This window comes from Alteromonas sp. KUL17 (assembly GCF_006538305.1).
In the GTDB taxonomy this organism is placed as follows: Bacteria; Pseudomonadota; Gammaproteobacteria; order Enterobacterales; family Alteromonadaceae; genus Alteromonas; species Alteromonas macleodii.
Genome location: NZ_BJKJ01000022.1, coordinates 1 through 14,016, shown reverse-complemented (window position 1 = coordinate 14,016; position 14,016 = coordinate 1). Strand labels below are relative to the sequence as shown.

Sequence of the window (14,016 nt, the reverse complement as noted above, 5' to 3'; positions counted from 1 at the left end):
TTTAAGACTTTGAAAAACGGACATTATCATTTTTTTCGGTAAAGGATTTTCCCCCTAGTGCTGAAATATTGGCTAACTACGATGTGTTTTTCGTGGTGGCTTCTGTTGTTATTGCAATATCTGCTTCCCTTATCTCTTTCGTTCTTTCTGCGAAGATGTCGCAAACAGAGTTGCAAAATGAGCGAGCATTTTGGTCGCTGGCATCAGCGTGCTTTCTTGGTTTTGGCATTTGGGCGATGCATTTTGTTGGGATGCTTGCCTATCAGCTCCCTATTGAGGTTTCGTACGACCCTTTCATAACCCTACTCTCTGTGTTACCCGCGATTCTTGCGAGTATTGTTGTGATGAGTAAACTGCCAAATAAAGCTAACTCGCTTTTGCTTCGAAGTTTATATATGGGGCTTGGCATTGGCAGCATGCACTACATCGGCATGATGGCAATGCAGATGAATGCCATCATGGCGTACGATGGCTGGTACTTCTCTTTGTCTATTGTGGTTGCCGTCGGTCTGGCAGGTATTGCTTTAAAAACCCATGAATATGTCACCACTTCGCAACTGCGAATACTTAAACAAATTGTTCCCGCCATTATAATGGGCAGTGCTATATCCGGTATGCATTACACCGGTATGCTGTCTATGCACGTATATGCACTGCCTTCTACGCAAATACTACAAGAGCCAGAAACCAAAAACCTCGCTTATTTGGTCATGCTAATGGTGATGCTTTTCGCGTTTACTATTCTTATTTTTATCGAGCTGCGAGCACGTACGTTACTGCTAGAGCGCTATAACGCGGTGTTAAATACAGTACAAGAAGGCGTATTGACTTTCGACAGTGCCGGCATGGTTGAATTTGCCAACCCTGTCGCGTTAAGCATGTTTGGTCTCGACAGTTTTTCTCCTCAGACCATTCACATACGCGAGCTTGTGAGCCCTTCTGAGCATGCCCATGAGCCACTCCTGATAGGATTAAAAAAAGCGGCAAAGAATAGCGCAGCGCACAACGTGCCTTTAACTTTGGACGGTATTCGGAAAAGCGGAAAGGTTTTTCCTTTAACACTTCGTATTAATTCGCTGCCGGGAAACCATATTTCATATGTGTGTACGGTAAAAGATTTGTCTGACGTCAAGAACCAAGAAGTTTTCGCACAAACGGTGTTTGACGCACTGCCTAATATGTTGATTGTAAAGCGTGCCGACAGCCTTTCGATTACCCATGTAAATGATGCGGGAAGTAAAATATTGGGCACCGACAAAGCGTCCCTCGTGGGGCTATCTGACTTTGATATATTCGACGAGGCGGAGGCCAAAAAATTTATATCTGACGATAAGCAATTACTTTCAAGTTCTGAAAAGCAAATCGTTAACGAATTCAAACTCAATATAGGTGGTGTGACGCGCTTTTTTGAGACCAAAAAGATTGTCATTGATGACAACTACGGCACCCCTCAATACATATTGGCACTATCCGAAGACGTAACAAAATGGCGGGAAGCTCAACAGACGCTTAAAACGTTAAACCGCCGCATGTCTATGGCCGCTGACGCAGCACACATAGGAGTATGGGAGTGGGACATCGCTACTAACGAGCTCATTTGGGATGAGTGGATGCATAAAATCTATAATGTCTCCAAAGCTACTTTTACTGGTCAGTTTAGTGACTGGGAAGACACAGTTCACGATGACGATATTGCCAATGTGAAGCAAAAGATAGAGCAATCAATAAAAGATAGCTCAGGATTTCACGCAATTTTCAGAGTGAAAGCCGCTGGCGACAAATACCGTCATGTTAGCGGTTATGGTCGCATTGAAGGCAACAAGATGTTTGGAATTAATGTTGATATCACCGAGCAAGTCGAAGCAGAACAGAAAATTAGAAAACTGGCAAATAGCGATACGCTAACAGGTTTAGCGAATAGGCTTGCCCTATCTACCTATATGCGAAATGAGCTTCCTCGATTAGAGAGAAACAATAAGGTGTGTACGCTACTTTATCTGGATCTCAATCGATTTAAGCCCATTAATGACGAATACGGCCATACAATCGGTGACGAAGTTCTTGTTGAGCTTGCACAAAGGCTTCAATCCATGTGTCGCGTGTACGATATTGCATCACGGGTTGGTGGTGATGAGTTTATCGTAGTAATCACCGAGCTAAGCACTGAATACAATGTAGAGACACTTAAAGCCCGACTTGCTAAAAAGCTTACACAGCCTATTACTACCACACAAGGCGCGTTCAGCGTTGGCGTTAGCATAGGTCACGCGAGCTATCCAGAAGAAGGCAAGACGCTAGAAGAGTTAATTTACATTGCAGATGAGCGGATGTTTGAAGATAAAAAGAAAAACATACCGTCGAACTAACGCGTAGTACAAACACAAGGTTAATTGGCTGGCTTCATACATGTACTAGGGCGTATTGCACTTTGCTGTACATTTTTGCAAAAAAAAAGCGCCCATTGGGCGCTTTTCTTGAAACCTAGTCTTATCGACGTAGACCTAGACGCTTGATAAGGTCAAGGTAACGCTCTGCGTTCTTGCCTTTAAGGTAGTCTAGAAGCTTACGACGTTGGCTAACCATACGTAGAAGACCACGACGTGAGTGGTGATCTTTCTTGTGATCAGCAAAGTGACCTTGAAGCTTGTTGATGTTGTGAGTAAGCAAAGCAACTTGAACTTCTGGTGAACCAGTGTCGCCTTCTTTAACGCCGTACTCAGCAATGATTTTTGCGGTTTCTGCTTTAGTTAGTGACATATCATTCTCCTAATATTAATGCTTCGCCGATCACTAATTCAGCAAAGCGGAATGAGCGCCGTATTATAATGACGTTTACAGACTTAGCAAGCCATAAACCGTCTTTATTTACCGGCGCAGCTACGATGGATAAACAACTCGACGTTTTGGGTTAACAAACACTTCTTGTTTAGGGATACCTTGGTCTTTCGGGTCAAGAACCCCTTCCCCTACGCCTAAGAAAATACCACTGGTATCGTCGCCATGGTAAACGCGGTAAGACACGCCTTCACTCAGCGTTTCGCTACAAGTCCCTTTTACAGATTGACCGTTATCAAAACGGTTTCTTTCAGCGTCGTTAATGGTCACAAAAGGTAAACGACTTACGGCAGTATCCATAGGAATCAATAAGTCATCCAGCGCTTTAAAGTCACCTTCTTCCAGTGATTCCTGAATTTCAATTAACTTGTCCAGCGAGACCATTTTATCCGTAGGATAGTCTGCTACTTCCGTACGGTGTAAGCGAGTCACGTAGGCGCCACAGCCAAGGTTCTGACCTAAATCATCCACGATAGAGCGAATATAAGTGCCCTTGCTGCATTTAATGCGCATTTCTACAAACGGCAGTTCAATACGCAGTACATCTAATTCATACACTTCAATATCACGAGGTTCACGCTCAATCTCTATACCTTGACGTGCATAGTGATAAAGTGGCTTACCTTGATGTTTAAGCGCTGAAAACATGGACGGGATTTGTTTACTCTTACCTAGAAACGCCAAGCACGCATCATGTACTTGTTCTTCGCTTACATCAACAGGCTTTTCTTCAACCACTTCGCCATCGGCGTCAGACGTGGTGGTGCGAACACCTAGTTGAGCGGTTACCTCGTAGGTCTTTTCTGCATCCAGAAGAAACTGAGAAAACTTCGTAGCTTCACCAAAGCACAGCGGCAACATGCCACTGGCAAGGGGATCAAGTGCGCCTGTATGCCCAGCCTTCGCAGCTTTATACAGCCAGCGCACCTTTTGAAGCAGTTGGTTAGATGACCCACCAAGCGGTTTATCAAGCAATACTATGCCGTTAATTTCACGGCCTTTACGACGTCTTGCCATTTACTCCTGCTCTTGTGGATCGTCTTTATCGCGCTTTGACTCATCTTTTGCGATGGTCTGAGACACAAGATTAGAGATACGCATACCTTCAACAATCGACTTATCTTCAAAGAAGTGAAGATCAGGCACTGAGCGCATGCGAATACGTTTAGCTAGAATACTGCGGATAAACTTTTTGTATTCTGCCAGTTTTTTAATTTGCGCTTTACCTTCTTCTTCGGTGCTGTTGTAGATAGTCACAAAGATTTTTGCATGTGCTAGGTCGCGCGACACATCTACGTCAGAAACCGTGATCAAGGGCATGTCGCCAACGCGGTGCTTGTATTCATTTTGCAGAATGCTCGCCACTTCTTTATGGACTTGCTGAGCGACTCTGTCGGTACGTGAAAATTCACGGGCCATTATACTCTCCTTTCCTTATTTAACGCAGGGCATGCGTGAAGCCTGTTTACTGTATACAGACAAAAACGGGAGCACTCGGCCCCCGTTTTTCACATGCCGAATTAACTAAGGCAATTAAATTTCGCGCTTAACCTCAACGATTTCGAAGACCTCGATTTGGTCGCCTACTTTCACGTCGTTGTAGTTCTTAACGCCGATACCACATTCCATACCGTTACGTACTTCTTGTACGTCATCTTTAAAGCGACGCAGTGATTCTAGTTCACCTTCGTAAATTACTACGTTGTCGCGAAGTACACGGATTGGGTTGCTACGCTTAACGTTACCTTCAGTAACCATACAGCCCGCAATTGCGCCCAGTTTCGGTGACTTAAATACGTCACGTACTTCTGCAAGACCAATGATCTCCTGCTTGAATTCTGGTGCAAGCATACCACTCATGGCCGCTTTCACTTCGTCAATTAGGTTATAGATAACGCTGTAGTAACGTAAATCAATTTCTTCAGCTTCTAGTACGCGACGCGCTGTTGCATCGGCACGAACGTTAAAGCCTAGTACGATAGCGCCTGATGCAGCCGCAAGGGTTGCGTCAGTCTCAGTGATACCACCTACACCACTACCTACAATGTTCACTTTTACTTCAGAAGTAGAAAGCTTAACAAGTGATTCAGAAATTGCTTCTACAGAACCCTGTACGTCAGCTTTAAGTACGATGTTAAGTTCGCTAACGTCACCTGATTCCATGTTCGCAAACATGTTTTCAAGTTTCGCTTTCTGCTGACGAGCAAGTTTAAGTTCACGTTTCTTCTGATGACGTTTCGCTGCTACTTCACGCGCTTTACGCTCGTCTTTAACAACGGCTGCGTCTTCACCCGCTACCGGGACACCAGACAAACCAAGTACTTCCACAGGCGTAGAAGGACCAGCAATCTTAATTTCATTACCGTTTTCGTCACGCATTGCACGAACACGGCCGTACTCTTCACCACAAAGTAGAATGTCACCAGCGCGTAATTGGCCTTCTTGAACCAATACAGATGCTACTGGACCACGGCCTTTATCAAGGCGAGATTCAATAACAATACCGCGACCTGGGCCTTCAGCTACTGCTTTAAGGTCTAGAACTTCAGCTTGTAGAACGATAGCTTCAAGCAATTCGTCTACGCCCATACCTGTTTTCGCAGAAACGTTACAGAACTGGTGCTCACCGCCCCACTCTTCTGAGATAACTTCTAGTTGAGATAGCTCAGTTTTAACGCGATCAGGGTCAGCTGTTTCTTTATCCATTTTGTTCACTGCAACGATAAGAGGTACGCCAGCAGCGCGAGCGTGCTGTACCGCTTCTTTCGTTTGAGGCATTACGCCGTCATCTGCAGCAACAACAAGAATAACGATATCCGTCGCCGTAGCACCACGAGCACGCATTGCGGTAAATGCGGCGTGTCCAGGTGTATCTAGGAACGTGATTTCGCCATTTTCTGTTTCTACTTTATATGCACCAATGTGCTGGGTAATACCACCGGCCTCACCGTCTGCAACTTTCGCGCGACGAATGTAGTCAAGCAATGACGTTTTACCGTGGTCAACGTGACCCATGATGGTTACAACAGGTGCACGTGTGGTTTTTTCACCGCCAGTGCCATCTGCCAACAACTCATCTTCAAGTGCGTTGTCGTTAACAAGCTCGTACTTATGACCCATTTCTTCAATTACTAGTACCGCTGTATCTTGGTCTAGTACTTGGTTAATGGTTGCCATTTCGCCCATCTTCATCATCGTTTTGATAACTTCGTTAGACTTAATTGCAAGTTTACTTGCAAGTTCGCCAACTGTGATGGTTGCGCCAAGCTTAACTACACGCTCTACAGGTGCGGCTGGCTTGTTAAAGCCTTGCTTAAGATGCTCACCCGCATTTTTCTTCGACTTACGACGACGGCGTGATGAACGCTCAACCTGCATGTCTTCTTCGTCTTCAGCTTCTTGAGCATAACGGTTAGAGTGCAAGTGAACTTCTTCAGCTTCTTCTTTCTTACGACGCTCTTCTTCTTCCTTCCAGCGACGCTCGTTCTCTTCAGCAAGTTTGCGCGCTTCATCAGCCGCTTTCTTCGCGTCTTCTTCAAGCTTCTTCTGCGCTTCTTCTTCTTGCGCTTTGCGCAGACGCTCTTCTTCCTGACGAGCCGCTTCAGCTTCCGCTTTTTCAGCTTCAGTTAGCTCAGGTTCGTCGGCTTTACGTGCTTCAGCTTCTTTTTTCGCTTGTTCTGCACGACGGGCACGCTCTTCTTCAGCAGCTTTCTTCGCTTCTTCAGCTTTACGCGCTTTCTCTTCAGCGGCTTTTTTCGCTTCAGCTGCTTTTTCTTCCGCTTCGCGCTTCAGACGAGCTTCTTCTTCAAGACGCTTCGCCTCTTCTTCCGCTTGACGCTGCTGTTCTTCAACATCGCTACGCTTAACGTAAGTGCGCTTTTTACGTACTTCTACTTTCACTTCTTTAGACTTACCAACACTTAGCGTGCTGGTTGTCTTACGCTTAAGTGTCATACGTGTCGGTTCAGCTGCGCTGCCGTGTTGCTTACTTAAATGATCCAATAGTTTTTGTTTCTCGTCTTCGTTTACCTGATCGCCGGCATTCTTAGAGATACCCGCGTCTTTAAACTGGCCAACCAATCGGTCAACGGTCGTACCAATGTCGCTGGCGAGCTTTTCAATAGATACATCTGCCATTACGTAATTTTCCCCCTGTTGACCTTACTCTTCTTCACTGAACCATACGATATTACGAGCCGCCATGATTAACGCACCGGCTTTCTCTTCGTCTAGTTCATCGATATCACTGATATCATCGGTACCTTGTTCTGCTAATTCTTCCAGGTCGGTAACACCGCGGCTGGCCAACACATAGGCCACGTGTTTACTCATACCTTCAAGATTTAATAAGGCTTCTGTAGGCTCTGCACCTTCAAGCGATTCTTCGTTCGCCAGTGCACGCGTGGTTAGGAAAGCGCGCGCTCTGTTGCGCAGCTCTTCAACCATTTCTTCATCCAACCCTTCAACCGCTAGAAGCTCACTTGCAGGCACGTATGCCACTTCTTCTAACGTTGTAAAGCCTTCATCTACCAAGACAGACGCGAACTCTTCGTCGATGTCCAAACCAGCAGTAAATAGATCAAGTACCTTCGCGTTTTCTTCTTCGTGCTTCTTGTTGAGATCTTCAACCGTCATCACGTTAAGTTCCCAGCCTGTAAGCTGGCTAGCTAGGCGAACGTTTTGACCACTACGGCCAATTGCCTGTGCTAGGTTGTCTGCTTCAACCGCTACGTCCATGCTGTTGCTGTCTTCATCAACAACGATTGACGCCACTTCGGCGGGAGCCATAGCATTGATAACGAATTGCGCTGGGTTTTCGTCCCATAACACGATATCAACACGTTCACCGCCAAGTTCCCCTGATACAGCTTGTACACGTGAACCACGCATACCAACGCACGCACCTACTGGGTCTAAGCGTTTGTCATTAGTTTTAACCGCAATCTTTGCACGAGAACCTGGGTCACGCGCTGCAGATTTAATTTCTAGTGTCTCTTCCGCAATTTCTGGTACTTCCAGACGGAAAAGCTCAACTAGCATGTCTGGGTGCGTACGGCTAATAAATAGCTGTGCGCCACGTGCTTCTGGACGAATAACGTAAAGAAGGCCACGTACACGGTCGCCCGGACGGAAAGTTTCACGAGGAAGCATGTCATCGCGGTAGATAACACCTTCAGCGTTGTTACCTAAGTCGATGATGATGTTGTCGCGGTTTACTTTCTTAACCGTACCTGTAACCAGCTCACCTACTTTGTCTTCGTACTCAGCAATCATTTGCTGACGCTCAGCTTCACGTACTTTTTGTACAATCACTTGCTTTGCGGTCTGCGTAGTTATGCGGTCGAATTTAATAGATTCAATCTGTTCTTCCACATAATCGCCGAGTTGTATCTCTGGTTCGTCGATTTGTGCAGCAGAAATCGTAATTTCAGCAAATGGGTTTTCCTGTTCTTGATCATCAGGGATAACCAACCAGCGACGGAATGTATCAAAGTCACCAGACGTTCTGTCGATGCTTACACGAACTTCAATTTCGCCTTCGTTTTTCTTTTTTGTTGCACTAGCGATCGCAAACTCTAGCGCTTCAAAAATTTTCTCTCTAGGCACTTGTTTTTCATTTGAAACGGCTTCCGCCACTAACAAAATTTCTTTATTCATTTTCGCCTCTCTTTTGCTTTCGTCGATGAAAGCAGAGCTGTTCCGTTAATCGAACGTGGGAACAACGTTACCTTTTTCGATATTCGCCACAGCTAACTGGAACTGCTGGCCATCCACTTCAATACTTACGATGCCATTTTCGCACGCGAGTACTTTGCCTTTAAAATTACGTCTGTCATCCATTGGCATAGACAAACGAATTTGAACCACTTCACCCACAGACTCGATATAGTGCTTCTCTTTGAAAAGCGGTCTGTCCATACCCGGTGATGACACTTCCAAGTTGTATTCAGTGCTAATTGGATCTTCAACGTCCAAAATTGCGCTAACCTGATGACTTACATCTGCACAATCATCAACGGTAATACCGTTTTCATGATCAATAAAAACGCGAAGAATAGAATGCTTCCCCGCTCGTACAAACTCGATCCCAACCAACTCAAAACCCAGTGCTTCAACACCTGGCTCTAGCATTTCGGTTAGTTTCTCTTCAAGTTTTGCCAATGCAAACCTCCAAAAACGAAAAAAGGGCCTAAAGCCCACCTGTCATCACCCGGCTCAGCGAGGCTGACTCCAGGTTTTAATACAACAAAAAGCCCCGGACTAGCGGGGCTTTTATTAAAATTCTGAACCCATACCTGCCAACAAGGGCAGTTGCAAACCTATGGGTAAAACCACCGTTAGGTGATAGCTTGCTAATGATAAGTGCGTTACTTTCCTGTACTGAGGGAGCCCGCTCTCATCACTTAATGAGCACATTATACGTATAGCCGTCGCATTAAGCAACAGCCAATAGGCGCAGACACTGGAGGGTGTCGATTTTTTCTGTGTAAAATTCGGCCTGCATGAAAGTATTTTAATTGCGGTTTAGTCCAGCAGACTTAGTCTTCGTCTTTAAATGTCGCTTTAATATCAAGAATTTTAGGCATAATTTCTATCATCAAATCGACAAGTCTGGGTTCGAAATGCTTTCCCTTTTGGCTTTGAAGAAAATCTACCGTTTTTTCAATACTCCAGGCGTCTTTATAAGGACGTTTGCTGGTTAAGGCATCGAACACATCAGCAATGGCGCAAATACGTCCCTCAATGGGAATATCTTCACCCGCAAGCCCTTTAGGATAGCCTGATCCGTCCCATTTTTCATGGTGGGTAAGCGAAACAGACTTTGCAACTTTCAACAACAAAGAATCGCCGCAATCACCAATGATTTCCGCACCAATCTCAGGGTGGTTTTTCATGGTGGCAAATTCTTCGTCTGTCAGCTTCCCTGGTTTCAACATTATACTATCAGCAATACCAATTTTGCCGATGTCGTGCATCGGTGCAGCATGAAGCAGAATTTCAGCCTGTTTATCTGTAAGTCCATAGGCAAGCGCAAGCTCTTTCGAATAATGGCTCATGCGCATGACATGCATGCCCGTCTCATTGTCTTTATATTCCGCCGCTCTACCTAAACGCTGTACAACTTGTAAACGGCTATCAAGTAGCTCGTCAGCTTGCACCAAACTGAGGTGGGTTTTAACTCTCGCTTTTACGATGGCCGGAGATATAGGCTTAGTAATGTAGTCCACAGCGCCCGCTTCGAAGCCTTCCGTTTCTTCGTGTTCATCATTTAAGGCGGTGACGAATATAACGGGAATGTGCCTTGTATCTGCTTGCTGTTTAAGCTGGCGGCATACTTCAAAACCCGTCAGTCCTGGCATCATAACGTCAAGCAATATCAAATTTGGCTGTCTAGTCTCAGTGAGCTTTAACGCTTCTTCGCCATTTCTCGCAAAAATAAGCTGATAATCATTAGCGAGAAGTTGCTTTAAAACCCTTAGGTTTACTGGCTCATCGTCAACGAGTAATAAAGTAGGTTTTGTGATTTCAATGTTTAACATGCCGCGTCTCTTGGCTACTTTAATTCTTGTATCAATGTAGAGATGCGCTCATGCGCCAACTCGAACTCAAAATCATCGATATCTAAGAGAATTTGAGTTATCTGTTCTTTGTGACTAGAACACCCAACTTCGCGTAAAAATGACAATTCATCTTCATCTACCATGTTTTGCTCTACACTATCGAGCATAGCCTCCAAATGACTCAGCAGCAATGCATTATCGATACTTTCATTAATGGCATTTTCGGCATACAGTGGCGATTCGCTAAGCATCAACTCGATTTTATCTAAGGCATCACGAAGACGGTTAACGTCTTCAATATTCACCTCTGATTTTAGAGCCTGAGCTTCAATTTCCCTGGTCGTATGATAGAAGGTGGTTAAGCAAAGATTACCCGATGTACCTTTTAAACCGTGTGAAAGTGTAGCAACCGCTTTATAGTCTTCGCGAATTGCCGCCCCCATTAAGTCGTCGACTTTATCCCTGCAGGTAGTAGAGAATTTATCCACCTCTTGTAGGACGGCCTCTTCACTCCCCCATAAATCGATGGCCTTCTTCAAATCCAACACGTTTTTATCAACTTTAAGCGCAGATGCTGGAGCATTTACTTCTAATGTGTCTGGTACCGAGTCGACCTGAAGCGTATCTATGTTAAGCACGCGAGCAATCTCGTCCATCAATTGAGGGAAATCGACGGGCTTGTTGGCGAACCCTTCCATTCCCGCCTGCTGCGCGGCATGTTTGTCCTGTACTAACACGCTAGCGGTCAGCGCAATAATGGGCGTAGGTGGTAAGCTATTTTCTTTTTCAAACTCTCGACGCTGTTTGGCTGCCTCTAGGCCATCTAACTTAGGCATCTGTAAATCCATCAGTACCACGTCAAACGACTTAGCGCGCATTTTATCTAATGCAATCTGTCCATCTGTTGCCGTTTCTACACTGTGGCCAGCGCGTTTTAGCAGCAACGAAAGCAACTCAAGGTTTTGCTGCACATCATCAACAACCAGTACGGTTAACGAGGTTTCAATACGTGCAGCTTTCGAGGAGAGCTCACTAGATACGTAATCATCAATTTCTACAACTTCTAGAGGAAGTCTGAAAGTAAAGGTCGTTCCTTTACCTTTTTCGCTAGTTGCACAAATATTACCGCCCATCAATTCAACTAACTGCTTGGAAATAGTTGTTCCCAGCCCCGTGCCGCCGTACTTTCGACTCATCGATGCATCTGCTTGAGAGAACGGGTCGAATACTCTTTCTACTTGCTCTTGCGTCATACCAATGCCGGTATCTGTCACGTCAAAATACACAAACTTTTCATCACTTTTGACATTGATAGTCACTTCACCCTCGTGAGTGAATTTAACGGCGTTGCCTATCAGATTGTTAAGTACCTGTCGCATTCGCTCCGGTACACCTCTATATCCGTTAGCTACCGAATCATCGACATTAAGTACAAGTCCAACTTTTTTGCGTTTGGCTTCTAACCAAAATGTTGAAATAACCAAATCCAACTCTTCGCGAATAAGGAAATCGCGATAATCTAAATCAAGCTTACCTTTATCTAACTTCGCGCTATCAAGTATGTCGTTAAGAAGATGCAGCAATGAACGTGCGGAACGGTTTATCGTGGTTAAGTGAGATTTTTGCTCTTCGCGTAAGGCTTCTCCTAACATGAGGTCGCTAAAGCCTATGATTGCATTCATAGGCGTACGGATTTCATGACTCATATTAGCAAGAAATGCGGTACGCGCAGCGGCAGCTTGCTCTGCTTTTTCCTTTGCCGCTTTTAATTCATTTTCCATCACTTTTCGATGTGTTATGTCAGATATGAAGCCGTCTACATAAAGCACCATGCCATCGTCGTCCTTAACCTGTACTCCATGCTCGATAACCCACTTCACCTCGCCAGATTTCGCGACAATTCTATATTCATATGAGAATTCGCCCACCTCAGGACTAATAGACGAAAGGCGTTCAACATCATCAGGATGGTAAAGATCGGTGAAAGAGCGCTTCGGGTTGGGCAAGGTAAAATCTTCAGGCGGGTATCCGGTTACCTCTAATACAGCATCACTAATAAATACCATGGGCCACCCTAGCATATTTAAACAGCGATAAGCCATACCAGGAATGTTAGAGATGAGGCTTCTAAACTTAGCTTCGCTCTCACGCAATGCATCTTCCATTTCCTTGCGTTTGCGTAAATCAGAAGCGAAAGAGACAAAAACGGGTTTTCCATCAATTTTTGTGTAGCCGACACCAAGGCGCACTGGTATGCGCTCACCATCTTTGCGAAGTACTTCTACTTCTCTTCCTGTACCAATAATTTGCTCAGTTGGTACTACTCGTTGACTGAAGAAGTCATCACCGTATAAATGACGTCTTTCAGGAGTTACTACCTCAGCTGCGTGCATACCGATTATTTCTTGCTGGGTATAGCCATAGATGCGCTCAACAGCGGGGTTAGCGGTTTTTATGATGCCTTTGTCATCAACGGTCAGGATGGCGTCGACGGCGGTATCGGTAATAGCACTTTGAATTCGCTCACTTTCAATGGCGCGTACCATTACATCGCGATATTTAAACAGAAGGCTAATGCCCAATACCATGGTAATTAATATCAACGTAACGATAGCAATCGAAATTGCTAGAAAAACAGCAATATCTGAAGACTGACCCGACGTTTCCATTCCTGGTGGCAATACGAATCTTGCTGCCGCCATCCCCGTATAGTGCATACCAGAAATAGCCAGTCCCATGACGATACTTGCAAGTAATACATGTTTTCCTAACAGCTTTTTACTTTTCGTAGCAGCTGTAATACCGAATTTAATCCACAGCGACAGCATGGCTAAACATACAGCTACCACAATAGAAAGGGCAAACATACCAAGGTCGTAACGAAGAAGCGGTGCCATTTCCATAGCGGCCATACCACTATAGTGCATAGTGCCAATACCAGCACCTACCAGTACACCACCTAATATTATTTCAGCGAGGCTAATACGGGACTTAGTTAAAAGGTGAAGCGCCACCCAAGCAGCGGCAATCCCGGGAACGGCAGAGAGCCCGGTAATCAGAGGATCATAGTCAACGGGCAGACATAAATCAAAAGCGGTCATCCCCAAGAAATGCATAGACCAAATACCACCACCTAATGCAACGCTGCCGGTGCCTAATAAGGTATTTCGTCGAAGTTTGTCTTCGGTGATCGCGGCTTGCCCTGCCACATTGAACGCCATAAATGAGGCAAACACAGCCACCATAAGCGATAGAATAACCAAAGGAAAATGATAAGCACCTTCTATTAAGGTAGCGTGTTCTTCAAAAGTAAAAAACGGGATATCATAACGCGGCCATACTACCTATTAGTTTAATTTTCAATGGTGGCGTGAGGTTAACTTAGCACACTAATTTACACAGTGTAGTAATTAATTCAAAATTATCGTGTAAATCAAGAAACGCTATTATGTTTTGTCGTATAAAAAGAAAAACCCAGCAAAAGCTGGGTTTTAAATGTGGTTGCGGGAGCAGGATTTGAACCTACGACCTTCGGGTTATGAGCCCGACGAGCTACCAGACTGCTCCATCCCGCGCTTGTACGGTAAGCTTGCCTATGCAATGCTTTGAAATTCTGGTT

9 protein-coding genes and 1 tRNA gene are annotated in these 14,016 nt (G+C 45.0%); 1 reads left to right on the top strand and 9 read right to left on the bottom strand.

What is annotated here, in order from left to right:
* The first annotated feature begins 68 nt into the window (after nucleotides 1-68).
* Nucleotides 69-2,366, top strand: a complete 2,298-nt coding sequence (locus KUL49_RS16325; protein ID WP_131137965.1) for a diguanylate cyclase domain-containing protein — start codon at nucleotides 69-71, stop codon at nucleotides 2,364-2,366.
* Nucleotides 2,367-2,487: 121 nt separating this feature from the next.
* Here KUL49_RS16325 and rpsO read toward each other — a convergent pair whose 3' ends face one another.
* The 9 genes from rpsO to KUL49_RS16280 all read right to left on the bottom strand — a co-directional run bounded on the left by rpsO (nucleotide 2,488) and on the right by KUL49_RS16280 (nucleotide 13,972).
* Nucleotides 2,488-2,757, bottom strand: a complete 270-nt coding sequence (gene rpsO, locus KUL49_RS16320) for a 30S ribosomal protein S15 (RefSeq protein ID WP_012518257.1) — start codon at nucleotides 2,755-2,757, stop codon at nucleotides 2,488-2,490.
* A 120-nt stretch (nucleotides 2,758-2,877) separates the two neighbouring features.
* Nucleotides 2,878-3,852 (bottom strand): tRNA pseudouridine(55) synthase TruB, encoded by a 975-nt coding sequence (truB, locus tag KUL49_RS16315; protein ID WP_131137964.1) that lies wholly within the window; start codon nucleotides 3,850-3,852, stop codon nucleotides 2,878-2,880.
* Nucleotides 3,853-4,254, bottom strand: a complete 402-nt coding sequence (gene rbfA, locus KUL49_RS16310) for a 30S ribosome-binding factor RbfA (RefSeq protein WP_131137963.1) — start codon at nucleotides 4,252-4,254, stop codon at nucleotides 3,853-3,855.
* 114 nt (nucleotides 4,255-4,368) lie between these two features.
* Entirely contained in the window at nucleotides 4,369-6,972 is a 2,604-nt protein-coding gene (gene infB, locus KUL49_RS16305; protein WP_131137962.1) for a translation initiation factor IF-2, read from the bottom strand.
* Between the two features lie 24 nt (nucleotides 6,973-6,996).
* Nucleotides 6,997-8,493 (bottom strand): transcription termination factor NusA, encoded by a 1,497-nt coding sequence (gene nusA, locus KUL49_RS16300; RefSeq protein ID WP_014949255.1) that lies wholly within the window; start codon nucleotides 8,491-8,493, stop codon nucleotides 6,997-6,999.
* A gap of 45 nt (nucleotides 8,494-8,538) precedes the next feature.
* The gene (rimP, locus tag KUL49_RS16295) at nucleotides 8,539-8,997 is read right to left on the bottom strand and encodes a ribosome maturation factor RimP (protein WP_014949254.1); all 459 of its coding nucleotides are present in this window, start codon (nucleotides 8,995-8,997) and stop codon (nucleotides 8,539-8,541) included.
* Nucleotides 8,998-9,374: 377 nt separating this feature from the next.
* Nucleotides 9,375-10,376: a two-component system response regulator gene (locus tag KUL49_RS16290; RefSeq protein ID WP_014976349.1), complete on the bottom strand. Its 1,002-nt coding sequence runs from the start codon at nucleotides 10,374-10,376 to the stop codon at nucleotides 9,375-9,377.
* A gap of 14 nt (nucleotides 10,377-10,390) precedes the next feature.
* Nucleotides 10,391-13,660: an MHYT domain-containing protein gene (locus tag KUL49_RS16285; RefSeq protein ID WP_373995660.1), complete on the bottom strand. Its 3,270-nt coding sequence runs from the start codon at nucleotides 13,658-13,660 to the stop codon at nucleotides 10,391-10,393.
* A gap of 235 nt (nucleotides 13,661-13,895) precedes the next feature.
* Nucleotides 13,896-13,972 (bottom strand) — tRNA-Met (locus KUL49_RS16280).
* Between the last annotated feature and the right edge of the window lie 44 nt (nucleotides 13,973-14,016).